General features: G+C 37.4%; 19 protein-coding genes and 1 tRNA gene. 9 read left to right on the top strand and 11 right to left on the bottom strand.

The window, feature by feature from the left end; genetic code table 11:
* Positions 1–9: 9 nt before the first annotated feature.
* The 3 genes from BGP15_RS11495 (at position 10) to BGP15_RS11485 (ending at position 2,933) form a co-directional block, all read left to right on the top strand.
* Positions 10–1,212 (top strand): S41 family peptidase, encoded by a 1,203-nt coding sequence (locus tag BGP15_RS11495; protein WP_286769579.1) that lies wholly within the window; start codon positions 10–12, stop codon positions 1,210–1,212.
* A gap of 80 nt (positions 1,213–1,292) precedes the next feature.
* Entirely contained in the window at positions 1,293–2,288 is a 996-nt protein-coding gene (locus BGP15_RS11490) for a hypothetical protein (protein ID WP_286751896.1), read from the top strand.
* A 177-nt stretch (positions 2,289–2,465) separates the two neighbouring features.
* Complete coding sequence (locus BGP15_RS11485; protein WP_286769578.1) at positions 2,466–2,933, top strand: GNAT family N-acetyltransferase; 468 nt, start codon at positions 2,466–2,468, stop codon at positions 2,931–2,933.
* A 112-nt stretch (positions 2,934–3,045) separates the two neighbouring features.
* Here the strand turns inward: BGP15_RS11485 and BGP15_RS11480 are convergent, their stop codons facing one another.
* Positions 3,046–3,771 carry a DUF6090 family protein gene (locus BGP15_RS11480; protein WP_286751894.1) on the bottom strand — a complete coding sequence of 242 codons (726 nt, stop codon included), beginning with the start codon at positions 3,769–3,771 and terminating at the stop codon, positions 3,046–3,048.
* Positions 3,772–4,013: 242 nt separating this feature from the next.
* On the opposite strand from BGP15_RS11480, the gene BGP15_RS11475 reads away from it, so the two are divergent.
* A complete protein-coding gene (locus BGP15_RS11475) occupies positions 4,014–5,171 on the top strand; it encodes a TlpA disulfide reductase family protein (protein ID WP_286769577.1) in 1,158 nt (385 codons plus the stop codon).
* Between the two features lie 111 nt (positions 5,172–5,282).
* Here the strand turns inward: BGP15_RS11475 and BGP15_RS11470 are convergent, their stop codons facing one another.
* Entirely contained in the window at positions 5,283–5,780 is a 498-nt protein-coding gene (locus BGP15_RS11470; RefSeq protein ID WP_286769576.1) for a GNAT family N-acetyltransferase, read from the bottom strand.
* A 78-nt stretch (positions 5,781–5,858) separates the two neighbouring features.
* Here BGP15_RS11470 and BGP15_RS11465 point away from each other — a divergent pair, with 78 nt between their 5' ends.
* Positions 5,859–6,002, top strand: coding sequence for a hypothetical protein (locus tag BGP15_RS11465; RefSeq protein ID WP_286769575.1), 144 nt, complete (start codon positions 5,859–5,861; stop codon positions 6,000–6,002).
* A gap of 229 nt (positions 6,003–6,231) precedes the next feature.
* Here BGP15_RS11465 and BGP15_RS11460 read toward each other — a convergent pair whose 3' ends face one another.
* The 3 genes from BGP15_RS11460 to BGP15_RS11450 form a co-directional block, all read right to left on the bottom strand.
* The gene (locus BGP15_RS11460) at positions 6,232–6,777 is read right to left on the bottom strand and encodes a hypothetical protein (protein ID WP_286751890.1); all 546 of its coding nucleotides are present in this window, start codon (positions 6,775–6,777) and stop codon (positions 6,232–6,234) included.
* A 2-nt stretch (positions 6,778–6,779) separates the two neighbouring features.
* Positions 6,780–6,992 (bottom strand): hypothetical protein, encoded by a 213-nt coding sequence (locus tag BGP15_RS11455; RefSeq protein ID WP_046673369.1) that lies wholly within the window; start codon positions 6,990–6,992, stop codon positions 6,780–6,782.
* Between the two features lie 487 nt (positions 6,993–7,479).
* Positions 7,480–7,567: transfer RNA gene (locus BGP15_RS11450), tRNA-Ser, on the bottom strand.
* A 144-nt stretch (positions 7,568–7,711) separates the two neighbouring features.
* Here BGP15_RS11450 and BGP15_RS11445 point away from each other — a divergent pair.
* Both BGP15_RS11445 and BGP15_RS11440 read left to right on the top strand, forming a co-directional pair.
* Positions 7,712–8,182: a 3-oxoacyl-ACP synthase gene (locus BGP15_RS11445; RefSeq protein WP_286769574.1), complete on the top strand. Its 471-nt coding sequence runs from the start codon at positions 7,712–7,714 to the stop codon at positions 8,180–8,182.
* 74 nt (positions 8,183–8,256) lie between these two features.
* Positions 8,257–8,769, top strand: coding sequence for a BON domain-containing protein (locus BGP15_RS11440; RefSeq protein WP_286751889.1), 513 nt, complete (start codon positions 8,257–8,259; stop codon positions 8,767–8,769).
* Positions 8,770–8,845: 76 nt separating this feature from the next.
* On the opposite strand, the gene BGP15_RS11435 is transcribed toward BGP15_RS11440, so the two are convergent.
* From BGP15_RS11435 to BGP15_RS11410, 6 genes are all read right to left on the bottom strand, one after another.
* Positions 8,846–9,571, bottom strand: coding sequence for a tRNA threonylcarbamoyladenosine dehydratase (locus BGP15_RS11435; RefSeq protein ID WP_286751888.1), 726 nt, complete (start codon positions 9,569–9,571; stop codon positions 8,846–8,848).
* 78 nt (positions 9,572–9,649) lie between these two features.
* Positions 9,650–10,315: a TatD family hydrolase gene (locus BGP15_RS11430; RefSeq protein ID WP_286769573.1), complete on the bottom strand. Its 666-nt coding sequence runs from the start codon at positions 10,313–10,315 to the stop codon at positions 9,650–9,652.
* Positions 10,316–10,376: 61 nt separating this feature from the next.
* Positions 10,377–11,663, bottom strand: coding sequence for an anthranilate synthase component I family protein (locus tag BGP15_RS11425; RefSeq protein ID WP_286769572.1), 1,287 nt, complete (start codon positions 11,661–11,663; stop codon positions 10,377–10,379).
* Between the two features lie 3 nt (positions 11,664–11,666).
* Positions 11,667–12,944, bottom strand: coding sequence for an adenylosuccinate synthase (locus BGP15_RS11420; protein ID WP_286769571.1), 1,278 nt, complete (start codon positions 12,942–12,944; stop codon positions 11,667–11,669).
* Positions 12,945–13,071: 127 nt separating this feature from the next.
* Positions 13,072–13,563, bottom strand: a complete 492-nt coding sequence (locus BGP15_RS11415) for a Fur family transcriptional regulator (RefSeq protein WP_046673375.1) — start codon at positions 13,561–13,563, stop codon at positions 13,072–13,074.
* Between the two features lie 110 nt (positions 13,564–13,673).
* Entirely contained in the window at positions 13,674–15,893 is a 2,220-nt protein-coding gene (locus BGP15_RS11410) for a RelA/SpoT family protein (RefSeq protein WP_070564136.1), read from the bottom strand.
* Positions 15,894–16,044: 151 nt separating this feature from the next.
* Between BGP15_RS11410 and BGP15_RS11405 the strand changes: the two genes are divergently transcribed.
* A complete protein-coding gene (locus BGP15_RS11405; RefSeq protein WP_070564139.1) occupies positions 16,045–16,677 on the top strand; it encodes a DUF4294 domain-containing protein in 633 nt (210 codons plus the stop codon).
* A gap of 19 nt (positions 16,678–16,696) precedes the next feature.
* The gene (locus tag BGP15_RS11400) at positions 16,697–17,188 is read left to right on the top strand and encodes a glutathione peroxidase (protein ID WP_070564142.1); all 492 of its coding nucleotides are present in this window, start codon (positions 16,697–16,699) and stop codon (positions 17,186–17,188) included.
* Positions 17,189–17,218 lie beyond the last annotated feature (30 nt).

Genomic DNA, 17,218 nt, shown 5'->3' with positions numbered 1-17,218 from the left:
AACACAACAATGAAATTAAGCCTATTGACTAAAGCAATTTTTACTATAGTATTCTTATTTTTAACAAAGAATAATATTTTCGCCCAAACCAAATACCAAAAGGATTTTTATGAGTTTTGGTCTGATATCAATAAACATTATGCTTATTTAGAAAGGCAAAATATCGACTGGAATAAAGTCAAAGAAATTTATTCTTCACAAGTAGAAAAAGTTACAAATGACAACGAGTTTATTCAGTTGCTTGAAAATACGTTGAATGAGCTGTACAATGGACATTCGTCGTTAAGCACAAATCTTAATACATCAAACAGGATAATTCCATCATGGTCCGACCTACGTGTCGAAAAAAATGGAAACAAATATTTAATAAAAGACTTAAGAAAAGGTTTTGGTGCAGATTTAGCTGGGTTAAAAATTGGTATGCAAGTAACTCTTTTCAACGGAAAAGCAATCGATGAACAGTTAAAAAGTTTCTTACCTCGATTTACAGATCATTACAGTCCAAAGATGTATCAGTATGCTTTAGATATGCTTTTTGCGGGAACTCATGATAAGAAACGCGTGATTACTGTCGTTGAAAACGGCGAACGTAAAACATTTGAACCGGTAAGCTATGGCAATCGGAATGAATTGTTGTATTATAAAATTATAAATGGAAACACAGCCTATATCAAAATCAATAATTCACTGGGAAATAATAACTTGATCGCTGAATTTGATAAGACGCTTGACAGTTTGATTTCTAATAAAAACCTTATTTTGGATTTGACTGAAACTCCTAGCGGTGGAAATTCAACGGTTGCGAGGGCCATTATGGGGCGGTTTGTCAATAAAGTTCTACCTTATCAAATTCACGAATTTGATGAGAAGGATTATGACACAAAACGACATTGGGTAGAGTATGTAAGTCCACGTAAGGAAATCTTCAAGGGTAATGTGTATATCCTCGTGGGACACTGGACAGGAAGTATGGGCGAAGGGATAGCTATAGGTTTTGACGCGCTTGATAGAGCGACAGTTATTGGCACACCTATGGCCGGGCTATTAGGCGCAATTTCAAACTTCCGTCTCACAGAAACAAAAATTGGATTCCAATTCCCAACGGAAAGATTGTATCATATCAACGGAATGCCAAGAGAGGATTTTATTCCCAAGATTTTGTGTGAAAATATCGAAGAAACATTAAAAAAAGCGAAGGAGATAGCTTGGTAGGTTAGATAGGAGATGATGGCTCAGTTTGCCTGAAAACTCATGGAGCAATGTTAGGATCAATGTGAACAACTAAAGAGTATATGTTTAGTAAAATTAATAAAACCTTTATCCTTCTTGTGCTTGTACTTGTTTCCAACTACAGCAAAGCACAAACCGGATATAAGAATTTAAATATACCTGCATCAGTTGAAGGATCTAACTTTTTTAATACGGATAAAAGGAATTGTATAACGCTTCCATTTGGGTATTCAAATATTTCAAAACAACTACCTGTCGATTCCGTATTGTCGGCTATGCAAGATCACCGTGGTTTAGGAAATCGCTATGCATTAAAATTTGATCAATCAATCAAAAACAATCTCGTAACGATACCCGAAGCATATGATGTTTCTTTTCCATTTGAGCAAGATATCGGCAAAGAATATAATCAGATTAAACTTGCCTCCAATTTCCTCCGTTATGGGGATTATTCGCTTCATTTTCTGGCCATTTATAACGCTGTCCGCTATAGTGAACCATTCATAGAAAAAATATATTTAATTTCAGTAAAGAATGGGAAGCCGGTTGATATAAGAAGAATTTATCTTCATCATGAGGGAGAAATGGGATTCACAGACTATACACTATTCTATATCGATAAAAATTTTATAATCTCATTGCGGGATTATGAATTTAATGAGAATCCCTTTAGGCAAAAACCTGTTTATCAATTTCAGCTCTTAAGCAACGGAACATTTGTCAGATACTATGATCAGAATGGATTATATAAAACAGATGAAGAACAGGGCTCAATTAAAAATCACCATAAAGAAGGAAAATGGATCGAATTTAAAACAAATCGGTTTGTGGACTTACAAGAATATCCATCATTTACAGATTCGTATACGTACTTGGAAGCAAGGTATAAAGGAGGGCTTCCTGATGGCAAATGGAAGTATTATAAATTATTGCAGGAATATAATGAAGAAACGGGGGAACCAATAATCAACACAAGAAAAAGAGGACCGTTGATTTATACTGAACTATACAAAAATGGATTATTGGAAAAACGAGAGTTCCATATTCTTGATAAGTAGCCCCTCCGTTATAAGTGATAAATATGTAACTTGTAGAAAAGGTGAAAAAGGCTCCGAAGTTCCTTCTAATTAGAACTTAAAATATGAAAATAATACTACAGGTGCTATGCGATTTGTAGTTTGCCAACAGTGGATCGAGCCCGAAAGAGGCGGAATAATACATGCAGAATATTAATTATGGAAATAATCATCAGACAAGCAAAAGAAAGCGAAATCAATGTGTTAATTGAGTTTGAACAAGGGATCGTTGAAGCGGAACGACCTTTTGATAACACATTAAAGCCAGGCGAAATTCATTATTATGATCTCCTCGAATTGATCAAGTCTAGGGAGGCTGAAGTCCTTGTTGCAGTTGTTGACGATCAACTTGTCGGATCAGGATATGCGAAATTATTGGATTCAAAACCTTATCAAAAGTATGAAAAGTATGCTTATCTTGGTTTTATGTACGTTAGGCCAGAATATCGAGGTCAGGGTATCAACAAGATGATTTTACACCGATTGATCGATTGGGCAAAAGAAAGAAATATCTCGGAAGTAAGACTTCAGGTTTATGAAGAAAATACCAGTGCAATAAAAGCCTATGCAAAGGCAGGATTTAAACCAAATCTTCTGGAAATGCGTATGGAAATCGATGACAGATAACAGTGAAAATCCGATGAGATAATATCTATAACAAGTAAAAAAGACTTCTTTTAAAACTTTAAAAGAAGCTTTTTTTTATTGGTAAGGCATTACACACTCATTTTAAACCGATTTATTCGTTGTTATGCTCAATTTCGGCAATGATTTCTTTGGCAGATTTAATCACCTGATCATTCAGCTGAATAATCATATTTGCTTGAGATGCTGCATTGATAAGAATCCCTTTTACTTTTGGCGATGCGTTAATTGCTTTGTACATTAAATCAGGATTGATATTTGCATTGGGAACGGATACCAGCTCATCTGCGAGATTAAAAACCAATGAGTTATAGTAGGTTTGCCAATCGTCTTTTGATGGTACTACGGTTTGATAATATTCCAAAATTCCTGTTTTTAATTTTCGATCCTTAATGAGACCGATTTTTCCACTAGATCGAAATCCTTCATAATTTCCAGTATTTCTGATCTTAAAGATCGGATTAAGGTTCATCTTAATACGGTCATTTGGGTTGACTTTCACCAAGCTATCAATTTTTTGTTGGTTTAATTCCCCGTAAAATTTACATCCTTCCGCTGTGTTCGTTAGGTAGGAATTTTGCTTTTCTAAGTCGTGGACATCTTTTTCGAGATCGACTTTTAGGTCCTCCAAAAATTCTTTTACTTCTTGTTGTTCATGCCTATGCTCACTCCAACCGTGAAGCCATATCGAAAGTGATACTGCAAAAACGATAATGAAGATCTCAATGGATATTTCTTTCAATTTTTCGGTGAGACTATGCTTTGGCTCCTTTGCGGTTTTATAAATTTTCTTCGTGTGCTTAATGATCTCGTCTTGCATTTTACAGCTTTAAGTTAATATAAAGGTGATTTGTTAAATATTGGTGCTAATACGCAAAGATGCAAAAGTTTGGTAAAACACACAAATTAATAACTTATCTATTACCTCTTTTATGGCAGAAAACACCTGTCAAATTGTTTTATCGGGTATATACCATGGATTATACTAAATAGTGACTGGTTTAGAACAGAAAAATTCCGTATATTTAGGTTCGTAAATTAACGGAAAATAGACTTTATATTATGAGAATTCGGGCAGGATTGCTAGTAGTGGCTCTTACGCTTCCTTTCCTCGTTTGTGGGCAAAATCGCTATCAAATTAATGGCACAATACCCCCACTGCAGGATGGTGCTAAAGTATTTTTGATCTACGAGATAGAAGGTAAGTCTGTCGTGGATTCCACTTTTTCCAGAGGAGGAAATTTTTCATTTTCGGGAACCGTAGACTATCCTGTTTCATCATCGTTATATCTCAATAAAAATCCATATGTAAATAGACCAGCTCGCAACGAGCAAATGGATTTTTTTCGTTTTTACCTTGAGCCTGTGACTATGGAAATGCGAGCAAGCGACTCCTTGAAGAACATTGTAATTAGCGGGTCTCAAATTAATCTCGACCAAGATGCTTTAAAAAAAATGCGAAGCGTTGTAGATGATAAATTTACAGCACTTAATAAAGAATTTTATGCACTTTCAGCTAATCAACAGAGCGATCCTAAAGTACGGGAAGCTTTTATTGATCGGGAAAAGGGATTAATGGATGACCTGTATAGCGTTCATTTAGCATTTGCTCGCCAACATCCATCGTCTTACCTTAGTTTAATCAGTTTATCCTTTGTTGCTGGACAGGAGAAATTTATAGAAGAGGTTAAAGGGATATACAGCGGTTTAGCGGAGGAGCTCAGAAGCTACCCTTTGGCCAAAGAGATACCCATGCAATTAGAATCGTCGATCAGGACCAAAGTTGGACAGATTGCCCCCGATCTTGAACTACAGACGCAAATGGGTACGAGTCTAAAACTAACTGAATTCCGAGGAAAGTATCTATTAGTAGACTTTTGGGCTAGTTGGTGTGGACCATGCCGTGAGGAAAATCCAAATCTTGTAGCGCTTTACAATAAATACAAAGATTCGGGATTCGAGATCTTAGGAGTATCCCTGGACAAGGCGGCTCAACGCGAACAATGGATGAAAGCAATTGCAGATGATAAGCTCAGTTGGCCACAAGTATCTGATTTAAAAGGTTGGGATAGCCAAGCAGCAAAACGTTATGGCATAAATTCCATACCAGCAAGCTTCTTATTGGATCCCACAGGAAAAATTATATACCGCGACCTCAGGGAAAAAGATTTAGAAGAAAAGTTAAAGGCGATCTTTTCCGATAAAGACGATCCTAAATAATGCGTCTAGTAGTGTGTCCGATAAGACATATTAAGACTGGAATATTCTTGTCAGGCCCAGAAACGTAAATGCAAAATGTACTAAGAAGAAAGCTGGTAATGAATAGGCTGATCAAATCACTGATTCATCTAATCTATAAATAAATTCCTCGATTTCGATTTGGCGTGCATTAGCAAAACCTCGGTCTGTACCAACCTTAACAAAACCACAATTTTCCAGTACTTTTTGAGAACCGATATTATCGAAAGCGACACGCCCATAAATCGGACGGCTTGTTTCAAATGAAAGAAGTTCTTTAAGCGCCTTTGTTGCAATTCCACGTCCCCAGAATTTCCGGTCAATCCAATAAGTGATCTCAGCATCACCATCAATAACAAACTTCGCAATACTTCCTACAATTGTCCCATCAACCAGAATCGTTTGATTGTTTATACTTGGCTCATTGAGAAATTTAGCATATTTCTCAAGGTAAGCTTCTTTGTCTGAAGAAGTACTTGAGGTAAATGCGGCGAGATAATTTGCTTCTTCATCAAGCTGAAACTGATAATGTGTTTCTAAATCCGTGTATATTGTCGGTCTAAGCGTAAGTTGAAAGTTGAGGGCATCCATGTTTTTTTATGTTCGGTTTATTCTCAAATATAGTAATAAATACACTATTGTTTAAACTCGCCTCAGCTATACGTGGATATGAATCAAAAAACAAATTCTATCGTCTTCGAATTGGGCGTTTCTATCTTTCCGACCTATATTGTCATTGACCGAGATGGCAAGATCATCTTTAGCGATTCATCCGAGGGGCTTGCTCGTATAAAAGATATTGTACTAAAATAATGATTATAATAGGCCAAAGTTATTATAATCGTTGTGGTAGTAATAATATCTATCGCTTAAAAGGATCAACCATTTGGAACTGCAGTAAGTATGAATATGAAAGTTTTCATCAAAGCCAACTTAAAGTCCAGCTGAGGAAAAGCCGAACAAAGGTAGAAGTTGGTCAGGTCAAGAGCCTTTAAATTTAGACTTCTCCTTTTATCGAAATTTAAGTGGGTATGATGTTCCTTCACTGAGCCCATACGGGGAGAGATCTAGCCTCCTCGATTCCTAAAACATTATCTTGGTATTTAAACACAGTTTCAGGTACTATGTGGTTTTCGCTTATATCGATCCCCTTAACGGAGGAAAAGAGATTTAGATGCCTTTTCACAAGCGGCATGGTATGAATATATGAACGGGTTATTTTGTCAGGGTCGGAGTCGCAACTACTATTTTTCTTAGCCTTAGACCTCGCTTGACATATGTACATATTATCGGTGTAAAAAAAGATCATTTCAATCTTATTTTCAGGATACAAGGCTTTAATGTCTTGTAGCATTTGAAGATGCGCCTTATTAACGATATTGACCTCAACAGCAAAATCTTCGTCATGACTCAGCAGCCCCAACAGCTGTTCCTCAAATCTCCGATATCCATCTTTTAAACCTAGTTCAGCATAGCTTTGAACAAAGAGATTTGGGTCAAGTATCTTAATCCCTTCTGGGATGAAATACTGACCACAAGTACTTTTCCCAATGTAAGGGGGACCGGTTATCACATATATTGTCGCCATGATCAAATACTTTGAATCGTGCCATCGCGATGCTCTTCAACCATTTGCCCATCCTTGTTATAAACCAATGGCTGTTCGCGAGAAAATAAATAGGAACGAATGCTCTTTTGCAATTCTTGCCTCCATTGTATCTTTTCATCCGCAGACATAGTGAGCGGATCTTTTTTCATCTTTCCAGTTTTGACAAGTTCTTCTTCTTGAATTATCCTTTTCATTTAAAACTTAATTAACATTAGCTTGTACGATTAATTAAATATAAACATATATTAATATATTATAAAAAAATATTAATATAAAAAACGCCAATAATTTGATGAATTGACTTTTGATTGGCAACAAGATCCATTAATAAAAATTGACTGATGTTGTTAATTCTCTTGATCAAGAAAGCCTACGAAAGAATTATACAGTTCATAGGTAAAGTTATGTGCCTACTTGAATATCTTAAGGTAAAATTTAGACAACTAACAAAATGTAGAGCGATAATGTAAAACTTTCGAACTCATTAATCTAGCTCAGAATCTCGTATTCATAACGACTCTCCAGTCACCGGATTTGGCTCTTATTATACGTGGGATTTGGAAGAAGACAGTCCCATTAAACATGAACTTCTTTGCTTTTATCTAAGTGCTGTTTTTGGTGCCGATTTAGTACTTAAAACAGAAAAACCGTTTTTAACAGTGTTAAAAACGGTTTGTTTTGCGGAAAGGGAGGGATTCGAACCCTCGATACAGTCATCCCGTATACAGTCTTTCCAGGACTGCTCATTCGACCACTCTGACACCTTTCCGTGTTTCAGTGCACAAATGTAGTAATTTTTTAATTTATTGCAACCTTATTCGTATTATTTACCATCCAATTTATTATATTCTATTGAGCCTAAGCCTATTGTTTTTATTTTTTAATGAATAAAACTTATTCCTTATTTTTCGGAATGACAAATAATTATTTCGACATAAAAGGGGAGGTCCTTGACATAGCGCTAAAACGCACCAAGGAACGTATTACAATGATAGAATCTGCTTTGGAAACCGCACGGGATTCAAGCAATGACGATACAAAAAGTAGTGCTGGAGACAAATATGAGACGTCACGTGAAATGATTCAACAGGACATCAATCGATACCAAAAACAACTCCTTGAAGCAAATAAAGATCTACAGCAACTGATCAGTATAGAATCATTATCAAATGATGTAATTGATGTCGTCAGATTAGGAACACTTGTTCAAACCAATGTTGGACTATATTTGATCGCCACAAGTATCGGAGCTGTAAAAATAGGGACCAATAATATCTTCGTTATCTCGCCTGCATCTCCAATTGGACAACTACTTATCGGGAAAAAAATAGGTGATAGTTTTGTTTTTAATAACGTTAATCAAAAAGTTATTGCAATTTACTAGGTGATGAAAATACCGAAAAATTAAACAATATGCCGACGCATCTGTTCTTATTTAGTACAGAAACAAAGAATGACATGAAATTCAATAGTTTAATTTTAATCTTCTTGCTTGGTGCTGCACTATTTATTCACTCTTGTAGATCGCCCGAGTCGGACGAAAAACTAAGATCAAAAATCGAGACAGCGTTGGAAACTACTGCGGGCATCGGAGTCGATGTCGAAGAGGGTAATGTAACCTTGAATGGACAAATAGGTTCAGACTCTCTCAAGCAGGACATAGAAAACAAAACAAAGCTAGCCGGAGGAGAGGATATCAAATCCATTCACAACAATATTGTCGTAAATCTTCCTGAACCAGAAGATGCCCGTGAAAAATATCACGAAATTTTGGGCGGCGCGATAGATTCTACCTTAACACGAGATGTTAACCTTGTTCTGGAAGATTTTCCGACCATTACAGCACAGGTTAAAGAAGGGATTATAATTGCAACGGGTAATCTTGAAAAATCAAAAATAGATACACTCAAGAAACGATTGGAACATATCAAGCCCAAAGGTATTGATATAAAAGGGGTCACAAGCCGATAGCCTAAGAAAAAAAGAAGCTACCCGCAATTGGCAGGCAGCTTCTTTCATTTCTTCATATGTTTATTTAATACCTAAGTTAAGCATTTTCTATTAAATCTCGTATAGCAACAGAAGCTATTGCCCCACCAAAAGCCGCTGGTAAATAGGACATGGTGCCATAAGCGGACTTTTTAAAATTACTTCCATCGGTATACAATAATGAATCCTTGTTTGGAAGTTCGGTTGAAAATGCCACTTTCACTCCATCACGTATACCATGTTTGCGCAATTTCTTACGGATATGTTGGGCCAACTTACAATTATAAGATTTACCGATATCAGCAATTTTTATTTTTGTCGGATCCACTTTGCCACCGGCACCCATTGAACTCACAAATGGTATATTGGCTTCTAACGCCCTCCGAATGAAAAATAGTTTCGGTGTAATACTATCAATGGCTTCCACACAATAATCTGGCGCCAATTCTAATAAAGCGGGTATCTTTTCTGGAATGATAAAATCTTGTATTACGGTTAAATCCAACTCAGGATTAATGGCCAACAATCTTTCCCGCATAATTTCAGCTTTTGCTTCACCATGATTAGTTGCCAAGGCAGGCAATTGTCTATTACGGTTAGACGGATCCACTGTGTCTCCATCGATAATGGTCATTTTCCCAACTCCCGCTCGGCATATAAATTCTGCAGCAAAGGATCCAACACCACCTAATCCCAAAACCATCACATGTGAATTTGCCAATTTTTCAACCGCTGATCGACCTATCAATGCTTCGGTACGTGACAGCCAACTTAAATCTTTCATCTATCTAAATTTGTTTTTTTATATTTTCATGAAACCTTATAGCTATCCGACAACGTGAATAAACAGACTATGATGGCCTCACTTATTAAATACTTTCTTATAATTTTGGTATAAAGCCAGCTTTAGCTCCTCCAACTCGATCGATCTGATCCGAGCTACGTATTGATAAAGCGTAGTAATTTCTACGGTCGTATCTGTATCCGTTTCTAGAAACAATTGACTGAGTGAAATATTTTCCAAAAGCTCGTCTTGACTTCCATTTAAACAATGTCCACCTATTGAAAGATAGTACCCTTGATCAATTAATTGCCGAGCTAGTGTCCAATTTTTCCGATAGCCATGGAAAACAACAGCTTCGTTAAAATTCACTTTTTTTAAACAACCGACAATCTCCTGAAAAGCTCGAACACAATGAATAATCAACGGTTTTCGATAAACTTGAGCCAGTTGAACCTGTCGATCAAAGACCTGCTGCTGCTGGATGAGGGGAATGGCAATATTTTTATCCAAACCGCATTCGCCTATCGCCAAAACTTGATACTGCTTTAATCCTCCTTTCATTAAGGCTAAAGCAAGTTCAGAATTCCCGTCTATATACCATGGATGTAACCCTATGGAGCAATCTGTTTCAGTGATTTCTTCGGCATGATTCAATGCGATATTCTTCACCGAGAGAATCGCGCGCTCTTTGATCGGATAATTCCGATGAGTATGTAGATCGATATAAGGAACTTGTGGTACCAATGGGACAAAGGTCGAAAAAATACTTGAAGCAAAAAATATTCTCTACAAAATTAGTATAGTTTTATTCTTCCAATCTTGCATCTAGGGCTTCAAGGATGGCTGAAGCTTTCAAAAGGCATTCTTGATACTCCTGATCTGCAGCTGCCTGATTGGTGACCGCCCCTCCAGTATGAAAGGAAAGGTACCGTTTTTGTTTATTATACAGCAGTGAGCGGATGACAACATTAAAATCGAACTCATCATGTACAGTGTCAAAGTATCCGATAGACCCTGCATAGACACCTCTCTTTCGAGCTTCAAGCTGATCGCAAATTTGCATAGCTGCAATTTTGGGAGCACCTGTCATCGAACCTGCAGGAAAGGTATTTCTAAATACATCCACATTGGCGACTTCTGGGTCTTGCATGCAGGTAATGGTAGAAATCATTTGATGCACTTGTTCGAAGGATTGAATCTCAAAAAGGCGAGTAGCCTCAACCGTGCCAGGAAGAGCACTTCGTGTCAGGTCATTACGCACCAAATCAACGATCATCACATTTTCAGCAATCTCCTTTTTTGACCGCAACATATCAGCTATAATCTGTCGGTCCTCTGTTGGATTTGCCCCCCTTTTCGCCGTACCTTTAATCGGCTGAGAAATCAGCTTTCCCTGCCTTTTCGCTAAAAATCGCTCCGGAGAAGCACACATGATAAAATGATGTCCTACTCTGAAGAACGAACTAAATGGGGTAGGTGATATGCTATTCAATTGATGATAAACTTCGAGCGGCGAGATGTCGGCGTTCTCAGCAAAAAATTCTTGACAAAGGTTAACTTCATAAATGTCTCCACGTTGAATATGCGCTTGCACATCTTCAAATGCTTTGACGTACTCACTTTTTGTCCAACGCGATTGTACTTGCACTACGATTGGAGCTGCTAAAGGAATCTTCGTATCGGAAATAGCTTGATAGATTTTAACTGGATCTTCAGCCTCTATATGCACTTGATTTGCCGTCCATCGGAGCGTAATCGCTGGCACGAAGAAATAAGCTTCCGGAAATTCGAGCTGATCCTTTCCCGTTGTCTGTAATTCCTCTATCTCATTCTTGAGGTCGTAGGATAGAAATCCAGGGATAAACTGAGATTGATATAAATTCAAAAATGTATCGAGCTGATCAAATACATTTTCATTTGCACGGAAGGAGAATAATGCCTTGACAGCCAATACTTGCTCATATCTTCCCCATTGATCGGACATCCCATTACTATTAAAGAAAGAAATTTCATCAAATTGCCCCGACCAATGCAGGGCTTTTTGATGAAATTTATCTTTAGAATCGAGAAGATCAAAACTTTCGATCCGCATAGTTTATTTTGATAAAGCTAATGTTTGTTTACGATCAGGACCTACCGATAGGATTGTGATAGGTACTTCAAGAGCTTTCTCTAAATAAGAAATGTAATTTTTTAATGCTTCAGGTATCTGCTGTTCAGACGTTATACCAGTCAAATCTTGTTTCCACCCATCAATTTCTTCCAAGATAGGTTCGGCTTGATGTGTGATGATTTCATAAGGCATATAATCAATCACTTCACCATTATATTTATAATGTGTACATGCATAGATTTTGTCGAAGGTATCCAAAACGTCGGCCTTCATCATAATCAAGTCTGTTACGCCATTAAGCATAATAGCATATTTCAAGGCAGGAATATCAATCCAACCTGTACGGCGAGCACGACCAGTAGTTGCTCCAAATTCATGACCTAATTGACGTAATTTTTCGCCAGTTTCATCGTGAAGTTCAGTAGGGAAGGGACCACCACCTACACGAGTCGCATAAGCTTTAAAGATACCATATACCTTGCCGATTTTATTTGGCGCAATACCTAGGCCTGTACAAGCTCCGGCTGTTGTGGTATTCGATGAAGTTACAAATGGATAAGAACCAAAATCCACATCCAACAGCGTACCTTGCGCACCCTCAGCCAACACACGTTTGCCTTCTTTCAGATATTGATTCACCAAATGCTCTGAATCCACATGTGGGATAGATTTAATGAATTCGATAGCATCTAAAAATGCCTTCTCTTTTTCACTGAAATCAGGTATCTCACCATAGTGCGAAAGAATGCTTAGGTGTTTTTCTTTCAACTTTTGGTAACGCTCTTGAAAATCCGGAAGTGTCGTATCACCTACACGTAAACCATTTCTACCGGTTTTATCCATGTAAGTTGGACCGATACCTTTCAAAGTGGATCCAATTTTTCCTGCACCCATTTTTGATTCTGAGGCAGCATCCAATAATTGGTGTGTAGGCAGGATAAGGTGTGCTTTTCGCGCTAAAACTAAATTGCCTTTACCCACCGGATCAAAACCAGCTGTCTTCAGGTTGTCTAACTCTCTTTTTAAGATAATCGGATCGATAACGACACCATTACCAATAAGATTTAGTGTACCTTCATTGAAGATACCAGATGGAATTGTGTTGAGTACGAATTTCTTGTTATCGAATTCCAACGTGTGTCCGGCGTTAGGGCCGCCTTGGAAACGAGCGATTAAATCGTATTTTGGACAAAATACGTCTACGATTTTACCTTTACCCTCGTCACCCCATTGTAAGCCCAAAAGCACATCAACTTGCATAGCTTTTAAAGTATAGTAATTAAAATGTTATTAATAAAAATAGACTCTATTTAAAAATAAAATGTTCAGGAATTTTCCCCTGAACATTCCTGAACAAATGTACTATTATATTTAAGAAAATATAAGATTAATTTGAAATAGCTTCGTGAGCGACGGTCTCTTCTTTTTTGTTCTTAAGTTGACAGTCTTGACATACACCATACAAATTGAGTGAGTGGTGCTTAATATCAAATTTTAAAAGATCTCCCATGAGACTCTGAATTTGGTTGATACGTGGATCACAGAATTCAACAACCTTATTACATTCAATACAGATCACGTGATCGTGTTGTTTGAACCCATATGACTTCTCAAATTGTGCCATGTTCCTTCCAAACTGGTGTTTTGTAACCAAGTCACAAGAGACCAAAAGTTCTAGGGTATTATAAACTGTAGCACGACTGACACGATATTTCTTGTTCTTCATATGGATATACAAAGACTCTACATCAAAGTGATCAGTACGGGAATAAATCTCTTCCAAAATCGCATAGCGCTCTGGTGTTTTTCTTAGATTTTTATTTTCTAAGTAGGCTTCAAAGATTTTTTTTACAGTTGCAAAATTTTCAGCTTGATTCATAGTAAAAATATTCTTGTACAAATTTACCAATTAAGATTGATATTTCCTCTATTAAAAATAGTGCTTAATAGTAGTCGCCTTAGCGTAATTTTCAATCCAACGGTTGGCTACTAATTTTCCGATTCATATCGATTGACACCTGTTATCCCCCTGACTTGCTTTAAATTTCTCATCAAACTTTCAAGCTGAGCAGTATCATTTACATACACCATAATATTACCATCAAAAATACCTTCGTTACTTGAAATTGATAAGGATCGAATATTAACAGCAAATTCTTGAGAAATAACAGTTGTAAGTTTATTTACTAATCCTACATCATCTATGCCAACGATATGTAAACCTGTCAAAAATGCAGAATCCTTTGTAGAAGCCCAGCGTGCTTTTAAAATTCTATAGCCATAATTTGCCATCAGCTTGGAGGCATTTGGACAGCTCGTACGGTGAATTTTTATACCATCATTAACTGTCAAAAAACCGAAGACATCATCACCAGGAATAGGATTACAACAGGGTGCTAAAGTATAATCAACCTTTTGCATATCATCGCCGATCAAGATCGTGTCGAATTCCTTCTTATTTATCTTTTCAACTAGCCCACCTATATGGGTATTAAATTGATTTCCTGATGAAGAACTTACATTAATTTCAACCGCTTTCTCATGCGCAACATATTCTCTCAGTTGCCTGATATCAACAATGCCCTTGGCAACATTATAGAAAAGGTCCTGCGAACTGGGATATTTTAAAAAGTTGGCAATTTTGTTAATATTATCCGTATTGTAAGTAACTTTTAACGATTTCAACTTACGTTCCAAAATTTCTTTCCCATCTTCCGCTACTCTTCTCTTTTCTTCTTTTAGAGAAGATCTGATTTTGGATTTGGCTTTCGCAGTCACAACAAAATTCAACCAATCCTCTTTAGGTGATTGCTTGCTTGATGTAATAATCTCTACCTGATCCCCATTTTGCAAAATATGGCTTAAAGGAACAAGTTTGTGATTTACTTTGGCGCCAATACAACTTGCACCGATATCAGAGTGAATCTCAAAGGCAAAATCTAAAGCAGTGGCATTGTTTGGGAGTTGAATCAGTGTTCCTTTGGGGGTGAATATAAAAATCTCATCGGAGAAGAGATTCATCTTAAAATCGTCCACAAAATCCATCGCATTCTGATCGGGACTGCTTAAGACGTCACGTACCTTTTTGATCCATTGATCCAAGCCAGAATCTGAATTTGATTCTTTGTACTTCCAATGTGCTGCAAACCCTTTTTCGGCAATTTCATTCATCCGTTTGGTTCGAATCTGAACTTCTACCCATTGCCCTTTAGGCCCCATCACCGTAGTGTGTAAGGACTCATACCCATTTCCTTTCGGAGAGGAGATCCAATCCCGAAGACGGTCGGGGTTAGGACGGTACAAATCAGTGACAATAGAATAAACTTTCCAACATTCGGTCTTTTCTTTCTCATCCACAGCATCTATTACAATACGTATAGCAAACAAATCATAAACCTCCTCAAAAGGAATCGATTTTTTTCGCATCTTATTCCAAATAGAATGGATTGATTTAGGTCGCCCAAATACGGACGCCTTAATACCCTGTTCCTCCAATATCTCTTTGATTGGACCAATAAAATCGCCTATAAATTTTTCACGCTCAGCTTTTTTCTCATTCAGTTTTCTAGCGATAAATTTATAGGTATCCGGATCAGTAAATTTCATCGAGAGATCTTCCAATTCGGATTTTATCGCATATAGCCCAAGACGATGTGCTAATGGCGCATAAAGGTAGCTTGTCTCCGACGCAATTTTCAGCTGCTTATCCCTGGCCATAAATTCCATGGTGCGCATATTGTGGAGCCTATCTGCCAATTTAATGAGAATCACACGAACATCGTCGGCCAATGTGAGCAACATTTTTCTAAAGTTCTCCGCTTGCATGGAGCTGTTTGGATCGAAAATTCCTGAAATTTTGGTAAGCCCATCGATAATTCGGCGAACTTTCTTACCAAACATTTCTTCAATTTCATCCAGAGTAACATTGGTATCTTCAACTACATCATGGAGCAACGCGCATACAATAGATGTCGTCCCTAAGCCAATCTCTTCAGCAGCAATTTGGGCAACAGCAATTGGGTGATAGATGTAAGGCTCCCCTGATTTACGTCGCATCTCTTTATGACTATCCAACGCCAAATCAAATGCCTTGCGGATCTCTTGCTTGTCCCCGCGTTGTAAAGTTGGTTTACAGGCGCGTAACAATGCACGGTAACGTTTCCTTATCTCTTTGTTTTCTGCTTCAATATCAATCACATAATCTTTCATAAACGTTGCAGGTAAATGATGTTTTTTGAGTAAATTTGTGTAATTTAGTTATTGTATTCTTGAATACTAATTTTCAAGCTAACTATTTTGTAATAAATCTACCAAAATATTATAGCATTGACAAATTAAAAAGCGTTATATAATTGCCCAAATGAAGACAATATTATTTTGTTTGCTATTCCTCACAGCGACTCTGTCCGGATGGGCGCAGTCTCAATCACTCACTCTTCCTTTGTATGGAGAGGGGGCACAGGAGACCGTAAACAGTTATATGACAACAACCTTGGCAAACGGAGAGGTATTACCCTGGTTTCCGATTCCACAGGTCACTGTTGTGGCCAAAAGGACCTGGTCAAGTGAAGAAGCACGAAGAGAATATCTCCGCTTTAGAAGAAATGTCCTCAAGGTTCTTCCTTATGCTATCTATGCGCAAAAAAGATATGATCAACTTGACAGAGACCTAGCGCTGACTTCGGACAAGAAGGAACATAAAGCATTGGTTGAAAAATGTGAAAGTGACGTAAAACAGATGTTTGACCGAGAAATCAAAAATATGACTATTTCACAAGGCAAAATACTCATTAAATTGATCGATCGTTATACGGGACATACCGGCTATGAAATGGTAAAGGAAATGAAGGGTGGGATTTCCGCTTTTTTTTATCAGGGAGTCGCGAAAATATTCGGTCACAACCTAAAGTCAACTTATGACCCAAAAGAAGACTTTGCCATTGAAAATATCATTAGGGAATTTGAGAAATCGAGACCCCAACCTGTCATGTGACCAATCAAACTAAAACCAGATGAAAACAGTATACGACTTTGACGCACTTCAGTTTAATGGTAAAAAAAAATCTCTCGCTGATTTTGAAGGTAAAGTTTTACTCATCGTCAATACTGCTAGTCAATGCCTCTTTACCAGACAATTTAAATCCCTCGAAAAACTCTACCAAAGATATAAAGACCAAGGTTTCGAAATCCTGGCATTTCCGGCAAATAATTTTCGTAACCAGGAACCATTAACCGGTGGTACACTAGAGACATTCTGCCGGATCAATCAACAGGTGAGTTTCCCTATTTTTAAGCGTAGCCATGTTATCGGCGAATACACAACACCCTTATACAGTTTTCTTTCAAGCAAAGATCAGAATGGACATATTAACAGTAAACCATCTTGGAATTTTCACAAATACCTGATAAACAAAAAAGGAGAGGTCATTGATTTCTATTATCCGACTACTTCGCCATTATCAAGTAAAATTTGCCGCAATATCGAGCGTCTTTTACAAGAGTAACCCATAAACTGCTTACCTTTGCCGCGGCTT

The organism is Sphingobacterium sp. 40-24, assembly GCF_001899705.1.
GTDB lineage: Bacteria > Bacteroidota > Bacteroidia > Sphingobacteriales > Sphingobacteriaceae > Sphingobacterium > Sphingobacterium multivorum.
The sequence above is the reverse complement of the archived record's forward strand: the minus strand, read 5'-3'. Positions and strand labels throughout refer to the sequence as shown.